The 21,568-nt window shown below is 64.9% G+C and carries 20 protein-coding genes; 11 read left to right on the forward strand and 9 right to left on the reverse strand.

All coding sequences use genetic code 11. The features are described 5' to 3' along the window. The first annotated feature begins 105 nt into the window (after nt 1–105). A complete protein-coding gene (polA, locus tag DU478_RS03585; RefSeq protein WP_114509562.1) occupies nt 106–2,922 on the forward strand; it encodes a DNA polymerase I in 2,817 nt (938 codons plus the stop codon). A gap of 9 nt (nt 2,923–2,931) precedes the next feature. Here the strand turns inward: polA and DU478_RS03590 are convergent, their stop codons facing one another. From DU478_RS03590 to nth, 3 genes are all read right to left on the reverse strand, one after another. Beyond that, nucleotides 2,932–4,047: a S8 family serine peptidase gene (locus DU478_RS03590; RefSeq protein WP_114509563.1), complete on the reverse strand. Its 1,116-nt coding sequence runs from the start codon at nt 4,045–4,047 to the stop codon at nt 2,932–2,934. 138 nt (nt 4,048–4,185) lie between these two features. Further along, nucleotides 4,186–5,175, reverse strand: coding sequence for an adenosine kinase (locus DU478_RS03595; RefSeq protein ID WP_114509564.1), 990 nt, complete (start codon nt 5,173–5,175; stop codon nt 4,186–4,188). Nucleotides 5,176–5,214: 39 nt separating this feature from the next. Further along, nucleotides 5,215–5,859: an endonuclease III gene (gene nth / locus DU478_RS03600; protein WP_114509565.1), complete on the reverse strand. Its 645-nt coding sequence runs from the start codon at nt 5,857–5,859 to the stop codon at nt 5,215–5,217. Between the two features lie 115 nt (nt 5,860–5,974). On the opposite strand from nth, the gene DU478_RS03605 reads away from it, so the two are divergent. From DU478_RS03605 to DU478_RS03615, 3 genes are all read left to right on the forward strand, one after another. Then, a complete protein-coding gene (locus DU478_RS03605) occupies nt 5,975–6,805 on the forward strand; it encodes a methylated-DNA--[protein]-cysteine S-methyltransferase (protein ID WP_407703146.1) in 831 nt (276 codons plus the stop codon). Between the two features lie 136 nt (nt 6,806–6,941). Continuing rightward, nucleotides 6,942–7,610: an OmpA family protein gene (locus tag DU478_RS03610; protein WP_114509567.1), complete on the forward strand. Its 669-nt coding sequence runs from the start codon at nt 6,942–6,944 to the stop codon at nt 7,608–7,610. A 96-nt stretch (nt 7,611–7,706) separates the two neighbouring features. After that, nucleotides 7,707–8,258, forward strand: a complete 552-nt coding sequence (locus tag DU478_RS03615) for an NADPH-dependent FMN reductase (protein ID WP_114509568.1) — start codon at nt 7,707–7,709, stop codon at nt 8,256–8,258. Here the strand turns inward: DU478_RS03615 and DU478_RS03620 are convergent. Continuing rightward, nucleotides 8,182–10,359 (reverse strand): Hint domain-containing protein, encoded by a 2,178-nt coding sequence (locus DU478_RS03620; protein WP_114509569.1) that lies wholly within the window; start codon nt 10,357–10,359, stop codon nt 8,182–8,184. The genes DU478_RS03615 and DU478_RS03620 overlap by 77 nt on opposite strands. 179 nt (nt 10,360–10,538) lie before the next feature. Further along, nucleotides 10,539–10,937 carry a VOC family protein gene (locus tag DU478_RS03625; RefSeq protein ID WP_114509570.1) on the reverse strand — a complete coding sequence of 133 codons (399 nt, stop codon included), beginning with the start codon at nt 10,935–10,937 and terminating at the stop codon, nt 10,539–10,541. A gap of 41 nt (nt 10,938–10,978) precedes the next feature. Between DU478_RS03625 and DU478_RS03630 the strand changes: the two genes are divergently transcribed. Next, nucleotides 10,979–11,785, forward strand: a complete 807-nt coding sequence (locus tag DU478_RS03630) for an FAS1-like dehydratase domain-containing protein (RefSeq protein ID WP_114509571.1) — start codon at nt 10,979–10,981, stop codon at nt 11,783–11,785. A 157-nt stretch (nt 11,786–11,942) separates the two neighbouring features. Here the strand turns inward: DU478_RS03630 and DU478_RS03635 are convergent, their stop codons facing one another. Beyond that, entirely contained in the window at nt 11,943–12,632 is a 690-nt protein-coding gene (locus DU478_RS03635; RefSeq protein WP_114509572.1) for a sugar transferase, read from the reverse strand. 938 nt (nt 12,633–13,570) lie between these two features. Between DU478_RS03635 and DU478_RS03640 the strand changes: the two genes are divergently transcribed. The 6 genes from DU478_RS03640 to DU478_RS03665 all read left to right on the forward strand — a co-directional run bounded on the left by DU478_RS03640 (nt 13,571) and on the right by DU478_RS03665 (nt 17,412). Beyond that, on the forward strand, nt 13,571–14,185 hold the full coding sequence (locus tag DU478_RS03640) for a ribonuclease D (RefSeq protein ID WP_114509573.1): 615 nt from the start codon (nt 13,571–13,573) through the stop codon (nt 14,183–14,185). 17 nt (nt 14,186–14,202) lie between these two features. Next, complete coding sequence (gene lptC, locus DU478_RS03645) at nt 14,203–14,811, forward strand: LPS export ABC transporter periplasmic protein LptC (protein ID WP_114509574.1); 609 nt, start codon at nt 14,203–14,205, stop codon at nt 14,809–14,811. 10 nt (nt 14,812–14,821) lie between these two features. Beyond that, nucleotides 14,822–15,313 (forward strand): lipopolysaccharide transport periplasmic protein LptA, encoded by a 492-nt coding sequence (lptA, locus tag DU478_RS03650; RefSeq protein WP_114509575.1) that lies wholly within the window; start codon nt 14,822–14,824, stop codon nt 15,311–15,313. Beyond that, a complete protein-coding gene (gene lptB, locus DU478_RS03655; RefSeq protein ID WP_114509576.1) occupies nt 15,313–16,071 on the forward strand; it encodes an LPS export ABC transporter ATP-binding protein in 759 nt (252 codons plus the stop codon). Before lptA ends, lptB begins: the two co-directional genes overlap by 1 nt. A 258-nt stretch (nt 16,072–16,329) precedes the next feature. Beyond that, nucleotides 16,330–16,896: a ribosome hibernation-promoting factor, HPF/YfiA family gene (gene hpf, locus DU478_RS03660; protein ID WP_114509577.1), complete on the forward strand. Its 567-nt coding sequence runs from the start codon at nt 16,330–16,332 to the stop codon at nt 16,894–16,896. 51 nt (nt 16,897–16,947) lie between these two features. Beyond that, on the forward strand, nt 16,948–17,412 hold the full coding sequence (locus tag DU478_RS03665) for a PTS sugar transporter subunit IIA (protein ID WP_114509578.1): 465 nt from the start codon (nt 16,948–16,950) through the stop codon (nt 17,410–17,412). 16 nt (nt 17,413–17,428) lie between these two features. Here the strand turns inward: DU478_RS03665 and DU478_RS03670 are convergent, their stop codons facing one another. From DU478_RS03670 to DU478_RS03680, 3 genes are read right to left on the reverse strand one after another with little or no spacing between them, the layout of a single operon-like run. Continuing rightward, complete coding sequence (locus tag DU478_RS03670; RefSeq protein ID WP_114509579.1) at nt 17,429–18,859, reverse strand: sulfotransferase family 2 domain-containing protein; 1,431 nt, start codon at nt 18,857–18,859, stop codon at nt 17,429–17,431. Between the two features lie 6 nt (nt 18,860–18,865). Further along, nucleotides 18,866–20,566, reverse strand: coding sequence for a DUF5927 domain-containing protein (locus DU478_RS03675; RefSeq protein ID WP_114509580.1), 1,701 nt, complete (start codon nt 20,564–20,566; stop codon nt 18,866–18,868). Next, on the reverse strand, nt 20,563–21,549 hold the full coding sequence (locus tag DU478_RS03680; RefSeq protein ID WP_199488283.1) for a glycosyltransferase family 2 protein: 987 nt from the start codon (nt 21,547–21,549) through the stop codon (nt 20,563–20,565). Before DU478_RS03680 ends, DU478_RS03675 begins: the two co-directional genes overlap by 4 nt. Nucleotides 21,550–21,568 lie beyond the last annotated feature (19 nt).

Below are 21,568 nucleotides of genomic sequence, written 5' to 3' on the forward strand. Positions count from 1 at the left end.
GGAAGCGGCCCCACCGCTCGCCACGCGCCTCGGCCGCCGCTTTCTGGGCTGGCACCCGCATGCGGGCCGTGGCACATCTGGACCCGAAACAAGAGGAGCGCGCCCATGGCCTTCGGCAAAGGATGTCACCTGCACCTGATCGACGGATCGGCCTTCATCTTCCGCGCCTATCACGCGCTGCCGCCGCTCACGCGCAAATCCGACGGGCTGCCCATCGGCGCGGTCTCGGGCTTCTGCAACATGCTCCAGCGCTACGTGGAGGGGAATGCGGGCGGCGACGTCACGCATCTGGCGGTGATCTTCGACAAGGGCAGCCACACCTTCCGCAACGACATGTATGACCTCTACAAGGCCAACCGCGAAGAGATGCCCGAGGACCTGCGCCCGCAGATCCCGCTGACCCGCCGCGCGACCGAGGCGTTCAACATCGCCTGCAAGGAGCTTGAAGGCTATGAGGCCGACGACATCATCGCCACCCTGTCGGTTCAGGCGCGCGAGGCCGGCGGGCAGGTCACGATCATCAGTTCCGACAAGGACCTGATGCAACTGGTGGGCGACGGCGTCGAAATGCTTGACGCCATGAAGAACAAGCGCATCGATCGCGAGGGCGTGTTCGAAAAATTCGGCGTCTACCCCGACCGGGTGGTGGACGTGCAGGCGCTGGCAGGGGATTCGGTCGACAACGTGCCGGGCGCGCCGGGCATCGGCATCAAGACCGCCGCGCTGCTGATCAACGAATTCGGCTCGCTCGAAGAGCTTCTGGACCGCGCCGAGGAGATCAAGCAGCCCAAGCGCCGCGAGACGCTGATCGAAAAGCGCGACCAGATCGAGCTGTCGAAAAAGCTGGTGCAGCTCGATTGCGAGACGCCGCTCGATTTCACGCTGGACGATCTTGAGGTGAAGGACCCCGACCCGGACACGCTGCTGGGCTTTCTCAAGGAGATGGAATTCCGCACCCTGACCAAGCGCATCTCTGATGCTCTGGGCGTCGAGGCGCCGGTGATCCCAGACACCACGCCCGAAGGCGCGGACCCGGGAGGCGAGGACGCGCCCGAGATGCCCGCAATCGACCCGGAAAAATACGAATGCGTGTCCGACATGGCGGCGCTGGAGCGCTGGATCGCCAAGGCCCACGACCGCGGCTGGGTCGCTGTCGACACCGAAACCACCGGCCTCAACGAGATGACCGCGGACCTTGTCGGCATCTCGCTCTGCGTTGAGGCCGGAGAGGCCTGCTATGTCCCGCTCACCCACAAGACCGGCAAGGGCGGCGACGACGACTTGTTTGCCGACAAAGACCAGGATGCGCTGGCCGAGGGGCAAATTCCGCTCGATGACGCGCTGGCGGCGCTCAAACCGCTGCTGGAAGACCCGAGCGTGATGAAGATCGGGCAGAACATGAAATACGATGCCAAGATCTTTGCCCGCAACGGCATCGCCATCGCCCCCATCGACGACACCATGCTCATGTCCTACGCGATGAACGCAGGCCAGCACGGGCACGGCATGGACACGCTGGCCGAACGCTACCTGAGCCACACGCCGATCCCGATCAAGGACCTGCTTGGCTCGGGTAAGAGCATGATCACCTTCGACCGGGTGCCGATCGCCGACGCGGTGAAATACGCCGGCGAGGATGCCGACATCACCCTTCGGCTCTGGCAGCTCTTCAAGCCGCAGCTGCACCGCGCCCGCGTCACCCGCGTCTACGAGTCGATGGAACGGCCCCTCGTACCGGTGCTGGCCGAGATGGAGATGGCGGGCATCAAGGTCGACCGCAACACGCTCAGCCGCATGTCGAGCGCCTTTGCGCAGAAGATGGCGGGGCTCGAGGCGGAAATCCACGAACTGGCGGGCGAGACCTTCAACGTCGGATCGCCCAAGCAGCTGGGCGAGATCCTCTTTGACAAGATGAGCCTCGAGGGCGGCAAGAAGGGCAAGACCGGGGCCTATGCCACCGGCGCGGACGTGCTCGAGGACCTCGCCACCGAACACGAATTGCCGCGTCGGGTGCTCGACTGGCGGCAGCTGTCGAAACTGAAATCCACCTACACCGACGCGCTGCAGGAGCACATCAACAAGGATACGGGCCGGGTCCACACGTCTTACGTCATTTCAGGGGCGGCGACCGGGCGGCTGGCCTCGACCGATCCGAACCTGCAGAACATCCCCGTGCGCTCCGAGGAAGGCCGCCGCATCCGCGAAGCCTTTGTCGCCGAAACGGGCAAGGTGCTGGTGTCGCTGGACTACAGCCAGATCGAACTGCGCATCCTCGCGCATGTGGCGGGCATCGACGCGTTGAAAAGCGCCTTCCGCGACGGGCAGGACATCCACGCCATGACCGCGTCCGAAATGTTCAACGTGCCCATGGAAGACATGACGCCGGACGTGCGGCGGCAGGCCAAGGCGATCAACTTCGGCGTGATCTACGGCATCAGCGGCTTCGGCCTTGCCCGGAACCTGCGGATTCCTCGGTCCGAGGCGCAGGGCTTCATCGACCGCTATTTCGAACGCTTCCCGGGCATCAAGGACTACATGGACGACACGGTGGAGTTCGCCAGGAAACACAACCGCGTGGAGACGCTGTTCGGCCGCGTGATCCACACGCCCGAGATCAACGCCAAGGGCCCGCGCGCAGGCTTTGCCAAGCGCGCCGCCATCAACGCGCCGATCCAGGGCACCGCCGCCGACATCATCCGCCGCGCGATGATCCGCATGCCGGACGCGATCCGGGGCATGCCCGCGAAGATGCTGCTACAGGTGCATGACGAACTGTTGTTCGAAGTCGAGGAAGACGGTGTCGACGCCCTGATCGCCGCAGCCCGCGACGTCATGGAAGGTGCCGCCGATCCGGTGGTCAAGCTGGACGTGCCGCTGGTCGTGGACGCGGGTCAGGGCGCCAACTGGGCTGCGGCACACTAGCGACCGCGCTCATTCCGGCGGGGCCGTCACCAGCCCCGCCCCCCAATCGAGGCTCGCACTCTTGCCGCCGCGCGCATGGCGCATCATGTGGTCGGCCACCATCGCCGCATCCGCGCCCTGCCCGGCCAGCGCCTCCCACCACAGCGCCGCGGTGCCCGCTGCCAGACCCGCCGCACTCGAGGTGCCGTTGAGCGCGACAAGGCCCCCGCCCGGCGCCGCCGAGACGATGCCGCTGCCCGGCGCCGCGATCCGGGCGCCGGTGTTCGAAAAGGGCGCAGTGACAAGGCCCGGCGCCACCTCGGTCAGCGCCGCGACAGACAGCACGCCGCGCGCCGAGGCCGGGGCAGGCACGCCGGTTTCGAAATCCGGGCTGACGGTGCGGCGGCTGTCGTTGCCTGCCGCAGCCACCACCACCGGCCCGCCCGCCGCCTGGAGCCGCGCCAGCAGACGCTCCATCAGGCGCAGGTTGGCGTTATAGGCCTCGAGCGCGACGGAGGCAGCCAAAAGTTCCGGCAGGTCTTCCTCTGTGACCAGCGCCCGGGCCAGCGCCGGAGTATCGAAGGCAAGTGCAAAGGCCACGACCCGCGCCCGTTCGACCGCCGCCCAAAGCAGCCCGTCAAAGAGCATGTCACTGCGGCCCGGACCGGAATCGGGCAGCACCTTTGCGATCAGCGCCTCGGTCACCCCCGGCGCGGCGCCGACCGGCCGGCCGTCCACGGGCCGACCGAGGATGCAGCCCGCGAAATGGGTACCATGCCCGTGCGCATCGTCATTGCCCGATCCGGCGAAGTCCCGGCGCGACAGGGACACACCGGCAAAGGCCGGATGCGTGACCGACACGCCGGTGTCGAGCACCGCGACCCTGACCCCGGCGCCGGTCCAGCGTCCCGCACCGGCGCCGATCGCCTTCAGGCCCCAGCCCGGCACGGCCTCGTCGGGGCGGATGTCGTCGAGAGGCTCGGGCGCGATCAGCCGTGTCGGCATGACGCGCGCCAGGTCGAGGATGTCGGGAGCGTTCAGACAGGCGCGCAGATCGGCAGCGCCAAGATCGGCCACCTCGAGCGCGAGGCCTGCCACAGGACCGGCGGCGACATCCACCTCGCGCAGCACAGAAAATGTCGCCATGAAGGCACCCCGATACAGCCGCTGCGCGACACGTCCGGTAGCAGATCAAAATCCCGCATCGCGCCCGTTCAGCGTACCGTCACGGGGTATGTGCCCAAAGAATTTAACTGTGAATCCGGCGTTAATAACGCCGGTCGGTCAGAGCAGGCCCTCGGCGCGGAAAAGCTCCGGGAGGCTGGTCTCGGGCCGCGGTCCCATATGGCCGATCACCTCGCCCGCGGCGACGCAGCCCATGCGCCCCGCGGTTTCCATGTCCGCGCCCGCGGCCAGGCCGTAAAGGAACCCGGCGGCGAACTGGTCCCCGGCCCCGGTTGCGTCCACCGGCGTCACCCGCGTCACCGGCACGTCGATGCGCCTGCCCTCGTGCAGGATGGTGACCCCATCACCGGACCGCGTGCAGACCACCAATGGACAGATCGCGGCCACGGCGGCCAGATCGCCTTCGAGGTCGTCGTTCTGATACAGCGCGCGGATCTCGGCCTCGTTGCCGATGACGTAGTCGAGTTCGTTCTCGATCAGCGCAAGGAAATCGGCGCGGTGCCGTTCGACGCAGAACGGATCGGAAATGGCGATCCCGGCGCGCCCTCCGGCGGCGCGGCAGGCGCGGGCGGTGCGCTTGAACGCGTCCTTGCCCTTGTCCTTGTCGAAGAGATAGCCCTCGAGAAAGACGATATCCGCCTCTGCGGCAACGTCTTCAGAGACGTCGTCCGGCCCAAGCTCGGCGGAAATGCCCAGGTAGGTGTTCATCGACCGCTCGCCGTCCGGAGAGACGAAAATCATCGACCGCGAGGTCGGCAACTCGCCGCCGGCAACAGGGGGGTTGGCGAAGACGGTGCCGATCTGCTCCATTTCCTGCGCGTAAAAGCGTCCGAGCGCGTCGTCGCGCACCCGCCCGATGAAGGCCGTCTTGAGACCCAGGTTCCCCAGCCCGGCAAGCGTGTTGGCCACCGATCCGCCGGGCGCCTGTACGCGACCCTCCATCGCCGCATACAGCACCTCGGCACGGTCCTTTTCGACCAGCTGCATGATGCCTTTCTGGATGCCCATATGATCGAGAAAGCTGTCATCGGACCGGGACAGCACGTCGACGATGGCATTGCCGATACCGACAACCTGATACTTCTTCATGTCTTGCTCGCTTTCACTTTTTGGCTCCGCGCGCTGCGGCTATAAGGTCTTGTCTTCAAAAGGGCAAAGGTCGCGGATCAGGCAGGCGCCGCATTTGGGTTTGCGCGCCACGCAGATGTACCGGCCGTGCAGGATAAGCCAGTGATGGGCGTGCTGCTGGTAATCGACAGGGATGTTGTCCTCGATCGCGCGTTCGACGGCGACCACGTCCTTGCCGGGGCAGATGCCGGTGCGGTTGCCGACGCGGAAGATATGCGTGTCGACCGCCTGCGCCGGATAGCGCCACCACATGTTCAGCACCACGTTGGCGGTCTTTCGGCCCACTCCCGGCAGCGATTGCAGCGCGGCGCGGGAATTCGGCACCTCGCCACCGTAGTCTTCGACCAGGATCTGGCTCAGCTTGATGACGTTCTTGGCCTTCTGGCGGAACAGACCGATGGTCTTGATATGCTCGGTCACGCCCTCGACGCCCAGTGCCAGCATCTTTTCCGGCGTGTCGGCGATCTGGAAGAGCGTCCTGGTGGCCTTGTTCACCCCCGCATCGGTCGCCTGCGCCGACAGCGCCACGGCCACCACCAGCGTAAAGGCGTTCACATGCGCCAGTTCCCCCTCGGGCGCCGGGTCCGCCGCGTGGAAGCGGTCAAAGATCTCGCGGATCGTGTGATAGTCCAGCTGCTTGGCCATGCGCGCCTTGATGCATGACTACGGCGGGATGCGCAATATTCGGGTCGCACCGGTCGGCACCGCGAGGCTAGAGTCTTGCCAGGTACAGCAGAGCGAGGACCGCCCGATGTCCGGGATGCAGCAAGACGGATACCATTTTCACGTGATGCGCCGCGCGATCGACCTGATCGACGCGCAGGGGCCGACCCAGTCGCTCGACACCCTGGCGCGCGACATGAACATGAGTCCGGCGCATTTCCAGCGTGTGTTCTCTCGCTGGGTTGGGGTCAGTCCGAAACGCTACCAGCAATACCTGACGCTGGGCCATGCCAAGGCGCTGCTGGCGGACCGCTTCACCACGCTTGACACCGCCCATGCCACAGGGCTGTCGGGCGGCGGACGGCTGCACGACCTGTTCCTGCGGTGGGAGGCGATGGCGCCGGGCGAGTTTGCCCGTGGCGGCGCGGGTCTTGACATCGCTTGGGGCCGGTTCGACAGCCCGTTCGGCCCGGCGCTTGTGATGGGCACCGACCGCGGCATCTGCGGCATCGCGTTTGAATCGGAATACGGCCCAGACGCCGCGATGGCCGACCTGCGCAGCCGCTGGCCCGAAGCGCGCTATACCGAGGCACCGGTCCGCCTGCGCCCCTGGATCGAGGCGGCCTTTGGCGAGAGCGGCGGCGAGGTGCCTGTCTTCATGATCGGTGCGCCGTTCCAGATCAAGGTCTGGGAGGCGCTGATGCGCGTCCCCTCGGGGCATGTCACCACCTATTCGGAGATCGCGCAGGCCGTGGGCAGCCCGCGCGCGGTGCGCGCCGTGGGCACGGCGGTAGGGCGCAACCCGGTCAGCTACCTGATCCCCTGCCACCGGGCGCTGCGCAAGTCCGGGGGCCTTGGCGGCTACCATTGGGGCCTGCCGGTGAAACGCGCGATCCTGGCCTGGGAAGCCGCCCGCGCCGAGGCTTGACCAAGGGTTTCATCACGCGATCACGATGCGCGGATTGATGCCGATTTCCCCGTGACGCCGCTTTGGTTGTCTGGAACAATCTCTGTATATGGCAGTTTGACCCCCGCAACGGGGTGACAGTAAAAGAGGCACTATAATGATCCGAGCCAAGACTTCCGCGATGTTCGCAGCCGCGTCGCTGCTGGGCCTGACGGCCTGCACTACCGGCCCGCTGATGGACCCGAACGATCCCAACCGTCAGGCCAAGCAAGGCGCCCTGATCGGTGCCGGTGTCGGCGCCGTGGCCGGCGCGCTAGCTGGCAACGACCCCGAGGAACGCCGCGCCAACGCCCTGGGTGGCGCCATCGTCGGTGCCGGGGCCGGCGCCCTGATCGGCAACCGTCTGGACCGCCAGGAAGCCGACCTGCGCGCACAGCTGGGCAACGACAACGTCACCATCCAGAACACCGGTGACCGCCTGATCGTGACCCTGCCGCAGGACATCCTGTTCGCCACCGACAGCGCCACCGTGCGCCCCGACCTGCAGCGCGACCTGCGCACCGTGGCGCAGAACCTGAACGCCTATCCGAACACCTCCGTTCAGGTCATCGGCCATACCGACAACACCGGCGACGCGGGTTACAACCAGGCGCTGTCGCAGCGCCGCGCGCAGTCGGTCTCGGGCATCCTGATTTCCGAAGGCGTGTCCTCGAGCCGCATCCAGAGCATTGGTCGTGGCGAAGACGCCCCCATCGCCAGCAACCTGACGCCGGAAGGCCGCCAGCAGAACCGGCGCGTGGAAATCGTCATTCTGCCTAACGCCTGATCCTGCACAGACGATCTGAACTCATGCACAGCGCCGCGGCTTGCCGCGGCGCTTTTGCGTTGTATGTGATGAGGCAACTGGAAGACGGAGAACCTTATGTCTGATTTGAAACTCGTGGGCCTCTGCGGGTCGCTGCGCAAGGACTCGACCAATCTCATGCTGCTCAAGGAAGCGGGCCGTGTCTTTGACGCCGCCGAATTCGTGATCGGCGACATCGACTTCCCACTCTACAACGAAGACGTCGAAAACGGCGAGGGCATCCCTGAGAAGGTCCAGACGCTTTCCGAGCAGATCGCCGCCGCCGATGCGGTGATCCTGTCGACGCCGGAATACAACAAGGGCACCTCGGGCGCGATGAAGAACGCGCTGGACTGGATCAGCCGCACCAAGCCGAACCCGTGGAAGGACAAGCCCGTTGCGGTCCTGTCGGCCTCTCCGGGCGCGCAGGGCGCGGCGCGGGCCCATTCGATGCTGCGCACGATGCTGCTGCCGTTCTTTCCGCGCCTGATCCCGGGCCCCGAGGTCATGGTCGGTCAGGTCAAAAGCCAGTTCGACGATAACGGCGTTCTGGTCAACGAACGTGGAGCAGAGCTTCTCGCCGGACTGATGGACGAGGTACGGCGCGCGGCGCTGCAGGCGAAGGGCTGACCGACCGCTTCGGGCTGCGCGTCTTCTGCATCGGCAGCTTGCGGATATAGCGTCGCGCAGGAGGTCCGTAGACCCGCTCTGCACCGCGCCGGGTCGTGATCGCCTGGAATTGCGGAAAGACCGCGAACAGACTGGCGCGATCCTCCGGCGTCAGACCGCGCAGAGCCAGCGGGCCGGGGTACATCGATTCAGCGGCAACGCCTTCGGCAAAGACAATCTCGTGCCGGTCGAACATCAGGTGGTGGTAATGCAGCTCGCGCTTGCCTCGGGCGATGCGAACACCGCGCCAGTCGTTGCTGACCAGATGCGTCGCCCGCGCCAACCGTTCCTCTCCGGCGTCCAGCAGGATTGCATGCTGCGCCGAGACCAGCAAATCCCGCGTGCCGCCGAACAGCCCCCGGCGCAGACGGATTGCGCGCAGCGACGCGTTCCGGTCGATCTGCCCGGGCGACACGTGGCGCGCCCCGGTCCAGCGGACGGGCTGCGCACCGTTGTCGTGAGTGACCACCAGCGACCCGACGCGCAGCTCTTCGATCGGAACCTCGCCATCCGGGGTCAGGATCATCGTCCCTCGCAGGAAACAGGCGACGCCGATGTTATCGGTCGAGAAGCTTGACGGCGAGGCCGACAGGAAGGTCAGCGACCCCGAGCCGAACTGGCTGTTGTCGCTGTAGTCGTAGTCGTTCGACTGGTTCAGGACGCTGTCGTCGGCAAAGTCCTTACGGATCTCGAAAACCGAGTCGTAGAACGCCGACAGGTTGATGAAATCATTGTTGGTCGTGTTGCCGTCGTTCAGGGAGCCGGTGTTGCCGGTGTTGAAATCGGCAATGGTGTCGGCGCCGCCTCCGGCATTGTAGACAAAGACATCGTTGCCGCCACCGCCGGTCAGGATGTCGTTGCCGGTGCCGCCCGCGAGCGTGTCGTTGCCCGCCCCGCCCGAGAGCACGTCCGCGCCGCTGCCGCCGGACAGGCTGTCGGCTGCGCTGCCGCCGGTGATCGTGTCGTTCCCGGCGCCGCCCGCCACGGTGACAGACGAGGTCATGGCCGAGAGGTTGGCGCTATCGTTGAAACCGCTGAGGTTGAAGCGCTCGATCTCGGTGAAATTGAGCGTGCTGGTGCCGTCGGTCGCGATGCCGCTGTCGGCCCCGGTGGCGCTCAGGGTGACGCCGGTACCCATGCCGGAAAAGTCGAGCAGGTCGCCTTGGGTCTCGCCGATTTCGCCGCCGATGACCGTGTCGCTGCCGTAGGGACCGAAGGTCGTATTCACCGCGAAGGTGTCGTCGCCCGATCCGCCGTCAAGCAAATCCGACCCTTGGTCGGCATAGATCAGGTCGTTGCCGTCGCCGCCATAAGCGCTGTCGTCGCCCGCGCCGTTCCAGATCGTGTCGTTGCCCGCATCGCCGAAGGACACGTTGCCGGTCCCTGCCGATCCCATGATCGAATCGTTGCCGTCGCCGCTGCGGATCGTATCCGCGCCGCCACCGCCCGAGATCGTGTCGTTACCGCCATAGCCATAGATCGCATCGTTGGTCGCGGTGATGGAATCGCCCTGGGCATCGACATAGCCGGGGGCCATGCTGTCGCCGCCCGCAGTGCCGTCGACCACGCCCTTGAAATCCCCGGGGATCCGGTCACCCGCCATGTCGCCGGAGGCATCACCCGTGGCGCTTTGCACCGAGGTGAGTTGCATCGACTCGATCGGCTTGGACGTCAGCGCCGCCTGATCGGCGTTGTTGCCGATCTCGGGCGCGAGGTAGGTGTTGCCGTTGACGTCCTGGAACACGACCGCCGTGACGGTTGCCGTGGTGCCGTCGATATAGGTGATCGTGGCGTTGTAGATCGCCACGGCGTCGAAGTTCTGAAGGCTGCCGCCATTGATGCGAAAACTGTCGTAGCCGCCGCCGTTGTCGACGTCATAGGTATCGTTGTCATCTTCCGACAGATCACCCGCGGTCAGGTTCTGGATATGACTGGCCAGCGGATCGGCGCTCGATCCGTAGGTGCCCAGGATCCCCGCCGCGTTTTCGGCGATTTCGTCATCCGTGTCGGTGTCGATCAACGGCAATGTGCCGAGAAAGATCACCTCGTAGTTCTGCGCCATCCCGGCTCCTGCAACGCAAAGACAGACGCCGGCCCCTCACCCAAGCGGCTTTGTCGTAACAGATTTGCTTTGGACGACATGATTTCAGAAAGCGTTGAAACTGCGGCGCTGGCACGGAGAAAACACGGCGGATTTGATGCAATTCGCCGCGCACGGGGGTGTTCCGTGACCGCGGCGCGCTAAAGCACGTTCGAAATTTCGACAAGGTTTCCATCGGGATCGCGCAGGTAGATCGACAGCAGCGGCCCCTGCGCTCCGGTGCGTTGCACAGGCCCTGCCTCGATGGCGACCGCGTGACCCGCCAGGTGGGCCTGCCAGTCCGGCAAAGGCGTGTCGCTGAGAAAACAGAGGTCGGCACTGCCGGGGCCGGGCGCCCGCGCATGGGGTGTGAACTCGGACCCCGCCACATGCAGGTTGATCTTCTGCACGCCGAATTTGAGCGCCAGGCGCGGCGGGCCGTCGGTGGGGAAAAAGGTCTGGGCTGTCATGCCGAGAACGGTAGTGTAGAACCCGATTGCCGCCTCCGGATCGCGCACCGTGAGCACGAGATGGTCGAGCGAGTGGACGGACGGCGCCATGTCGGAAATAGTCCTGTGCAGTGAAGCCAGAGGAGACCCCCATGCAGTCTGATCCCCCGCGCGAAGCGAGTCAAAGCGATCTCATCGACCCGGCCCGCGCGCGCGCCTTGCAGGCGACGCTGGGGATGGCGCCGGATATCGAGGCGGGGATGCCGCTGCCGCCCTTCTTCCATTATATCTATTTCTGGGAGATCGAGGTGCCCGCAAAGCTGGGCCGCGACGGCCATCCGCGCGTCGGCGAAGGGCTGATCCCGGACATGGGCCTGCCGCGGCGGATGTGGGCCGGGGACACGCTCGACTTCCATGCGCCGCTCATCGCCGGTGTTCCTGCGGTGCAGACCGTCCGCGTGCTCAAGGCCGAACGCAAGGAGGGCCGCACCGGCCCGCTGGCCTTTGTCACGGTGGAATATGCGGTGCAGCAGGACGGCGCCGCGATCTGCACCGAGGTGCGCGACATCGTCTACCGCGAGGATGCTGACCCCGACGCGCCGAAGCCGACCCCGCCCGAGGCCCGTACCGACGAGGACGAGGCGCGCGAGGTCGGTTTCGACTCCACCATGCTGTTCCGGTACTCGGCGCTCACTTTCAACGGCCACCGCATCCATTACGACGCCGAGTATGCCGCCCGCGTCGAAGGCTATGACGGCCTTGTGGTGCACGGGCCGCTGCAGGCGCAGCTCTTGATGCTGATGGTGGACCGGCCCGAGGATCCGCTGCGCCGGTTCAGGTTCCGCATGACCGCGCCGCTGATGCATACCGAGACCGCCACGCTTTGCCGCAAGGGGCCCGACGCCTGGGTGCGCGGGCCGAACGGGCGGCAGTGTCTGACGGCGGTGATCAACGGATGAGGATCGCCCGGCGCGCCGGGCGATACGAGAGACCAGTCTCTCGTGCTCTCTGAGGGTTATTGAGAACCGAAGAAGGGGCGGACGGAAAAGACCCCGGTGAGAGGCCGGGGTCTTTTTCGCCAGGTCTACGTGAGCGCGTAGAGAATTCTTGCGAGTGTCAGCAGCCGGTGCCGTTGACCACGACCTTCACGGTGCGCAGCAGCACCCGCAGGTCGGTGGCGAAGGACAGCTTGCGCAGGTAGTCGGTGTCGAACCCGGCGCGTTCGGCGAAGCTCGATTCATTGCGCACCGAGGTCTGCCAGAAACCGGTGATGCCGGGACGCAGCGCGTAATAGGCGGTGCCGGGATAGAGATCCTGCTGGTCGATCATCATTGGACGCGGCCCGACCAGCGACATGTCCCCGCGCAGCACGTTCCAGAGCTGCGGCAGTTCGTCGAGCGAGGTCTTGCGGATGATCCGGCCGATGCGGGTGATGCGCGGATCATGGCGCAGCTTCTGAGTGTGGTTCCATTCGCGGCGCAGGGCGGGATCGCGGGCAAGATGCTGTTCCAGCAGGGCGTCTGCGTTCATGACCATGCTGCGCAGCTTCCACATGTGGAACACCCGGCCCGACCGGCCGACTCGCTTTTGCAGGTAGATCGGCGACCCGCCATCGAGGCTGATCAGCGCCGCCAGGACCATGAGGATGATCAGCACCGGCAGCGCGGCGATCAGTACCAGCGTCACATCCAGCGCGCGTTTCAGCCCGTCGCGGTAGATTTGGCCGCGGCTGCGCGAGACGAGGGCATCGTCGATCAGCTTTTCAAGTTCCGCGGTCGGCAGTGGTTGGCGCAGGTGCATCGTCATGGCGACCCCCTTAGAGGCATGGGCTCGAGCCGATGGCCGCAACTGGTGCGCGTCAACGTCTGGCATACCGATTGGGTTCGCAGCCTGCGCTGCGTTGGGCCCTAATATGTCCGGAGCGATCCGGAACCGGTCATGTCAGTCAGTGTTCAGCAGCGTACAGCAGACAAACCTTCAACTCACAAAAACTAAGCACCAACCCCCCAGTGCCTTTCGCCGAATAAGGTCAAATTGTGTTCAAAATCATTCGGCTAAAATCGTTATGATCTTTGGTCGGCGTCCAGTCAACTAACAGTTCCGAACACACGTTAAGGTTGATTGAAGGCTGGCGAACACTCGGGAAACCATCGCTCTGGACGCAACCTAATGACGCTGCGTCACGTCCTGCCGCGCGAGGGTGGCCGTCCGGCGAAGCGACCCGTAACGGCGGGAGTTCGGCAAAAAACCGTCTCCTCGGACACGAAACAGCGGCGCTTCGAACCGTCCCCATCCGGGCGCCAATCAGGACCTCGGAGGCGATTGTCTCTCAACTTTGTCCAATCCGCCTGGCAGCCCTTTGTGACGATGCGGGAATTCGGAACCTGGGGGAAACAATGGCCCAAGTTCCCACCCGGGCCGTCGCCCGACAAATGCGCCGCCGCGGCCTGCCGATGTCGACGCAACGTCATGCGTTCGGCGTTCGCGGACCCGCTCGCGGCAAGGTGGATAACCGACACGTTTAGGCAGAGCGAAGGCGCTCACGAAATATTACAAACGCGGTGCCAAGACGATTTTCGCGCCGAATCAATACCCGGAAGACGCCCCGACTTTGCCTCATTCGAGCCGAATCGCGCCACATTTCGGTGGCGGTTTCCGGCAATTGTGGCAACCTGTTGCGGGTTGCGCGGCTGCGGGCGACGCTCTATGTGATCCGCGATGCAAGGACGGTGACAGGGGGCGACATGGCCAACCATCTTTACCAGGGAGACCTGCCGGACGGGCTGGACCTTGGCCCCGTGGTGGCCATCGACTGCGAGGCGATGGGCCTGCATGCGCACCGCGACCGGCTGTGCCTGGTGCAGATGTCGGGCGGCGATGGCGAGGCACATATGGTGCAGGTCGCGCGCGGCCAGACCGAGGCACCGAACCTCTGCCGGATGCTCGAGGATCCGCAGGTGCTGAAGCTCTTCCACTTCGGGCGCTTCGACATCGCGCTGATGTATCACAGCTTTGGCGCGCTGACCGCGCCGGTCTATTGCACCAAGATCGCCAGCAAGCTCGTACGGACCTATACCGACCGCCACGGGCTGAAATACCTGCTTCAGGAACTGCTGGGGGTCGACATCTCCAAGCACCAGCAAAGCAGCGACTGGGGCGCCGCAGAGCTGAGCGCGGCGCAGCTCGATTACGCCGCGTCCGACGTGCTGCACCTGCATCGCCTGCGTGACGCGCTCGACGAGATGCTGACGCGCGAGGGCCGCGCGGAGCTGGCGCAGGCCTGTTTCGACTTCCTCCCGGTACGGGCCAAGCTGGACATCGCCGGCTGGCCCGACACCGATATCTTCGCGCATTCCTGAGGCGGGGCGCGACTGGCATGGTGCGCACCTACAGCCGGTACTCCCGCATGATCGCCTGGCTCAAGATCCTGCTGCCGATGGCAGCCCTGGGTCTGCTGTCGACGATTTTCCTGCTGTCGGGCGACTCGGACCCGGCATCGCGCGTGCCGTTCTCGCAGGTGGGGATCGACGGCGATATCGCCCGCGAAGAGGTCCGCAGCCCCCGCTTTTCCGGCACCACCAACACCGGCGCCGCGCTGACCATGACGGCGCGCGTCGCACGTCCTTCGGAAAACGAGGACGGACGCATGGAAGCCGAAGTGCTCGAGGCCAGCATCCTGTCCCAGGACGGCAGCCGGATCGACCTCAGCGCCCCCGCCGCATCGCTGCGGGACGCCACCGCAGAGGCGGAGTTGACCGGCGGGGTCGAGATCGAAAGCTCCACCGGCTACACTCTCAATACTCAGAGCATGCTGACCTCGCTGGAACGGATCGAGGCGGAAAGCCGCGGCCGGGTGACCGGGAAAGGGCCGCTTGGCACGCTGGAGGCCGGCCGTATGCAGATCACCACCGCCCCGGACAGCGATGACATCCAATTGCTTTTCACCGGCGGTGTTAAGCTGGTATATATCCCGCAACCCGATTGAAAGCTGCCCCATGTTCAAGACTTTTCTTTCCGCTCTTGCGCTCTGCGCAATCGTGTCCGCGGCCTCGGCGCAGTCGCAGGTCGCCTTCGGCAGCATGGCGCAGGACACCTCTGCCCCGGTCGAGGTGAGCGCCGACAGCCTGTCGGTGAACCAGAGCGACGGCACCGCGCTTTATACCGGCAACGTGGTGATCGGGCAGGGCGACATGCGCCTGTCGGCCCCGCGGGTGCTGGTGGTCTACGGCGAACAGCAGAACCGCATCGACCGGCTCGAGGCGACGGGCGGCGTCACGCTGGTGAGCGGCGACGAGGCCGCCGAAGCCGAGCGTGCCGATTACAACATCGAAGCCGGCACCGTGGTGATGCGCGGCAACGTGCTGGTCACGCAAGGCCCCAACGCCATCACCTCGGAAGAAATGACCGTGGACCTCGACACCGGCACGGCGCAATTGACAGGCCGTGTGCGGACGGTCCTGCAGCAGCAAAGCACCGGGGACCAGTAGTGGTCGGCCCCGACCTGACCGTCACCGAGGGCGACAGCGGCCTGCGCGTCGCGCATCTGCGCAAGAGCTATCGCAAGCGCGTGGTGATCCGCGACGTCAGCATGGAGCTGATGCGCGGCGAGGTGGTGGCGCTGCTGGGACCGAACGGGTCGGGCAAGACCACCTGTTTCTACGCCATCGCGGGTCTCGTGAACCCCGAGGGCGGCCAGGTCCTGATCGACGGGCGCGACGCGACCTATCTGCCGATGTACCGCCGCGCGCGGCTGGGCATCGGATATCTGCCGCAGGAAACCTCGATCTTCCGCGGTCTCAGCGTCGAAGACAACATCGCCGCCATCCTCGACATCAGCCAGCCCGACCGGTCGTCGCGGCGCGAACGGCTCGAGGAACTGCTGAGCGAATTTTCCATCGAACACCTGCGCCGCGCACCGGCGCTGGCGCTCTCGGGCGGCGAACGGCGCCGGGTGGAAATCGCCCGCTGCCTCGCCGCCGATCCGAAATACCTGCTGCTGGACGAACCCTTTGCCGGGGTCGATCCGATCAGCGTGGGCGACATCCGGCACCTTGTCGCCGACCTCAAGAAACGCGGTATCGGCGTGCTGATTACCGACCATAACGTACGGGAAACGCTGGAAATTGTCGACCGCGCCTACATCCTGCACGACGGCACCATGCTGATGTCGGGCACGCCCGACGAGGTAGTGCGCAACGAAAACGTCAGGCGTGTGTACTTGGGCGACAACTTTCGCATTGGTTGATACAGATGCAGGTCGGATTGTCGGGTCTTTTCGGCCCGCCTCTGCCGGATTCAATTGACACGGGGGCGGATTGGGCGCTCAAATAAAGCCATGACGCTTCCGTTGGTTCGCATGTCTGGCCGCCTTGATCCCTTGACCGGGGCGGCCCGGTTCAAGCCGAAGGCGGGCGCGTTTTTCCAGAGTTAGGCGCAAAGTGGCTGGCCGGGATACGTCCCCGGTCCGTGTCGGCGCGCCTCGCCACAAGATAAAGGATGTACCATGCGCTATCAGATCACGGGAAAGCAGATCGACATTGGCGAAGCCCTTCAGACGCATGTGAAGACCGAACTGGGATCGGTCGTCGAGAAATACGCAGGCCGCCCCACCGACGCCGCGGTGATCTTTTCCAAGAGCGGGCACGAACATGTCTGCGAGGCGACCGTGCACCTGTCGACCGGCCTGACCGCGACGGCGAAGGCCCATGCCACTGAAATCTATGCCGCTTTCGACGGCTGCACCGAGAAGCTGGACAAGCAGCTGCGCCGCTACAAGCGCCGTCTCAAGGACCATCACAAGGTCCGGGCGGAACCCGTTGAACTCTTTGGCGCTTCCTCGTATATCCTCGCCAGCGAATCCGACGTGGCAGAGGATCTGGAACCGGACTCGCTCCAGCCCATCATCGTGGCCGAGATGGAAACCAAGATCCCGTCCCTGACCGTGGGCGAGGCGGTCATGCAGATGGAACTCGCGGGGGCACCGGTTCTGGTGTTCCGGAACGAAAAGAAGGACGGAGTGAACGTGGTGTACCGCCGCGACGACGGCAATATCGGGTGGATCGACCCGTAAACACCTCTCCAGAGCAGTGAGACCGCTCCGCCATTCAGAAGCAGGCAGCCGATGAAATTTGTCGACTTGATCAAACCTTCGGCCATCAAGGTCATCAACACCGCGTCCAGCAAGAAGCGCCTGCTGCATGACGTGGCTGATCTTGCCATGGCGGCTTATGGCATCGACGCCGACACGGCGGTCGAGGCCCTGATGGAGCGGGAAAGCCTGGGACCGACCGGCGTGGGGCACGGCGTCGCCCTGCCCCATGCGCGTATCGCCGGGATCGACGATGTGCTCGGCGTCTTCCTGTTGCTGGAAAAGCCGATCAACTTCGACTCGGTGGACCGGCAGCCGGTGGACGTGGTCTTTGGCCTCTTCGCCCCGGAGGACGCGGGCGTGGAGCACCTCAAGGCGCTGGCACTGGTGTCCCGCACCCTGCGCGAGGAAAGCGTCTGCGCCAAGCTGCGCGCCAACCACGATCCGGCGACGCTCTACACCATTCTGACGGAATCGCATTCGGTCCAGGCCGCCTGAGAGGGACGAACGCCTTTTAGCCCCAGTCCGAAAAGCCGAAGACGAGATAGTCACGCTGGTACGCGTCGCGGGCCAGATGTTCGATCTCGTCGTCGTAGATCTCGGCCAGCGAATAGGGCGCCCGGATCGGCACGCGCTCAGGGTCCGGCGGGCTGGGATGGCCGACCTGCATCGCCAGGGCTGGCAGGTAATCCGACATCTCGTCTTCGCGGATGACCATGTCCGGTAGCGCGAATTCCGACATGCCCTGAAGACATTGCGCCTGCGTCGCCCAATGAGCATCCACCCGCACGCCTGTCTGGCCCGACAGGCACGCTTTGACGAAGGCAAGCCAGGCGGTAAACGCCGTGCGATGCGCGGCAAGGTCGTACCCGTCGCCCGGCCCCTCCTCGGGCAGCGGCATGTTGTGGGCGCGGATCAGGGTCCTGCGGATCGCGGCGAAACTGCCGGGACCCGTGGTCAGGATCTTGGAACAGAAGGCTTCGTGGGCGCGAGCGACGGGATGGCGCAGCACCGTGAAACTGCGGTGGCCTTCGCGTTCGCGCATCCATTGCCGCAGGGATTTCTGGTTGAAATCCCGCAACAGACCGTCCTTGTCGACACCGTCCAGGGACGCCAGCCAGTCGGTCACCACGCCTTCGGGGCCGGACCGGATCGGCAGGTACAGAAGCGGCGACCGGGCCGCTGCGACGTAGGATGGCACCACCGGCCCGCGCCGCGGCTCGAAATTCGGTGTGCGGTTCAGGTTGAAGCGGTCGAGCCGCGCCAGCGCCGCCTCCATTTCGGGAAAATTCTCGACCTTGCTCTCGACCGGCTCGGGATTCTGACGCTTCAGCGACTTGTTGAGGCTGTCGAGCCGGGTCGGCACGCCCAGCCACTTGGCCAGCCCGTTCATCACCGCGACGTCCTGCAGATCCTCGTAGGCCACGTAGAACGCGGTCTGACCCGAGGTCTGCAGCGCGTTCATCAGCTGCACCTGGAAGTCCTGCAACTTGCCCAGGTGTTCCTCGAAATCGTCGGTGTCGAACCGCGCCTGCGCATCCTTGCGCTTTTTCACGTTGGTCAGTTTCCACTGCCCCGTCGCCTGCGCGATCTTCCAGCTGACGTAGCTGTCCACCGGGTTGCGGGTGAGGATGATCTTGGCACAGCGGTCGTCTTCGAGGATACGCGGCAGAACCCGTGCGTCGTGGTCGTGGAAGAACCGGAACCCGCCAATGCCGCCCGGCGTCGCCTTTGCGATGGTGCCGAGAAGTTCCTCGGGGTCGATGTTGCGCCGATGCTCGGTCACGCCGAGGATGTCGCGGGTATTGGGATAGCCGATGAAATGCGGGTTGAACGCCTCTCCATGACACGTGATGCCGTCGAAGGCATTAAGGTTCGCTTCCAGAAAGTTCGATCCGGTGCGCATCTCGGCAAAGACGACGAAATAGTCGAAGCGGTCGGTCATGGCGGGTTATTTCTTGACCAGGTACGGCTTGCGCGGGCGCGCGCCGTGCAGTTTCGGGATCGGGTCGACGGGGAAGTCGCCCATGAGATAGGGATGCATCCCCTGGTTCTTGAGGTTCTGCAGGAACTGGCCGAACCCGGTCAGGTCCTCCATCAGCGGTGCCTCGGCCAGGCGGCGCAGGCTCTTGTGGCCGATCTCGTCGATGATGACTTGCAAGGGCTCCATCGGGGATTCGATGAATTCGGCCATGGTCCAGATGCGGATGCGGGCCTTGGAATATGGGCTGCGCAACTCGTCCAGCATCTTGCTTTCGATCTTTTGCAGCGCCGCCGCCTCGGCCCGGATGTCGGCGAAATTGGCGTTGGACTTGAACAGCGGCACCGCCCAGGCGCCGGTGATGACAGACACCTGCGCATTGGGGTCCTCGGCGATCTGCCGGTTGATCTTGACGTTGTCGCGCGGACCGAACTGGAAACACTGTCGCTCCCCGCGGGTATTCCACAGCAGGTTGGTCAGAAAGGCGCGCGGATTGGCGTCGCGCAGCAGCGCGGTGTCGGGCAGCGCGCCGTTGATGATCGTCTGACCGCCGGCGAATTCCGCCCGCTCCGGCGCAAAGAGATGGCCGTGCACCTGCGCGCCTGTGGCCCGGGCCAGCCAGGCTTCGAAATCCTGGAACAGCTCGGAAAAGCCCTGAAAGACGGAATACTTAGCCGCCGTCACGCCGTTTTCCCAGCCGGGATTGGGATAGCGCGACTGCATGTAGAGCCCCGCGCGCCCGCGCGTCCGACGGTCCACCGCCTTGGCAAAGATGCGGTCGATCTTGCCGGGGTTGGGTTCCTGCCGGCTCATGGCGCCGTCGGGATCGGTCAGGAACGCCTGGTACAGACGCTCTGCATGCGGCCAGATCTTGCGCGCGACGAAACAGTCCGACCGGCGCAGAAGCTGCAAATGGTCGTCGTAGAAGATGTGCGGCTTGCCCTGGAAGTCGAACTTGGACAGCGTCAGCGACCGGCTTTCGATATTGGTGGAATAGAGCCGCGACAGGGTCTGGAAGTACGACTCGTCGGGAATCCAGACGTGCCGGAAATAGGCATCGTATCGCGTGCGCTCCGGATCCTGCAGGATGGCCGAAAGGGTCTGCCGCGTCAGGCACCACCACTGGCTGCCCATGTGCGGCACCACGCCCTTCGGCACACGGCGCCGGTAGCCGATCTTGCGCTGGAATTCGACGAAACGGTCGAAAAGGTAGCGGTTCTTGCGCCACGAGAAGGGGAACCGCATGGTAAAGCGTTCGTGATCCAGGCCGCCCACGGTCCAGGGCACGTCGGCGGTCGTGGCGCTTTCGATGAAATCGGTGCGCGGTCGGTCGGCAAGGTAGTCGATCAGCTCCTGAACCGGGCGCAGGGGCAGGCACGACCCCGAGGCCAGGTAGACATGGCGCACGTCCGGGAAATTCGCCAGCATCATCTCGGACGCGTCCTGGCTCGCGGCAACAAGCCCCCAGGTGCCCCATTCGCAGCGGTGCCGGCGCGAGAACAGGATCTCCGGCACGTCCGACACCGATTGCACGAACCCCTCGTAGACCTTGCGCGAGACCGATTTGTCGACGTGAATGACCACCGGGCAGCCGGCGCGGGTCCAGTGCCGCGCGACCTGTTCGGCCCGGCCCAGTGCGGTGTGCACCAGCATCACGATCCCGACGCTCATGCCCAGTTTCCCTTGGACATGAGACCCAGAATTTCGAGCTGACGCCAGTTGATGTACTTCTCGCTCCACTTGCACCAGAGGTCCGGGTTGTCCCGGATGCCCGCCGCATAGGCGAGGTATTCCTTGGACCCGGCGTAGTGCTGTTTCCGCTCCAGCTCTTCCTGCGCCTTGATCGAGAAGGTGTCGAGGAACTTGGTGTGCAAAAGCACGCCGCTTGCTTTCTCTCCACCCCATTCATCGTAGACAAGGTTCAGGCCGCGCGGCAGAAGGTTGTGGGTCGAGGACACGTAGGCATAGCGCCGGTCCCATTTCACCAGCGGAATCTTGTTGAGCGCCGGCGCGCGTTCGGGCTGATCGGCAAAGAACATGCGCGCCCGCGGCCCGCCCTGGATCCACAGGTTGCCGAACTTGGGGTTCTTCTTGATCGTGTAGTTTCCGGCATCGAACCACGACGCGATCTCGATAGGGTTCTGGCCGGGGCGGTAGGGTTCCGCGTCGATCCGGCCCTTGGGATACATGTCCAGCAGCATCGCCGAGAACGACTTGATCGACGAGGCGTCGAGCCAGTCTGTCAGTGCCCGCAGCGGACGGGTGTCGCAGAACGGGTAAAGAAAAAGCTCGTCGGGATCGACCACCAGCGTCCAGTGGCCGTGGGCGTATCTCATCTGCAGCCAGTTCAGCCAGTCGACCCCGAAGCGCGCACGCTTGTAGCTGGCGCGCGTCGTCCAGACCGACACGTCATCCTGGCGGGCAAGGTAGTCGAGCGATCCGTCGGTGGAATCGTTGTCCACGAAAAAGAAGTGGTTGACCCCCATGTCGCGGTAATACTGAAGGAAATACGGCAGCCGCACGCCTTCGTTGCGCTGGGTCGAGAACAGCAGGATGTCAGACGGCGCGATCCGGTCCGTGCGGTTGGCCACGGGCCGCAGGTTCCGCCGCTTGCGGAAGGCACGAATACGCCATCGCCTGCGCTGAAGCCTCAGCCTGTAGGACTGCCATGCG

This window comes from Thalassococcus profundi (genome assembly GCF_003344785.1).
Classification (GTDB): Bacteria; Pseudomonadota; Alphaproteobacteria; order Rhodobacterales; family Rhodobacteraceae; genus Puniceibacterium; species Puniceibacterium profundi.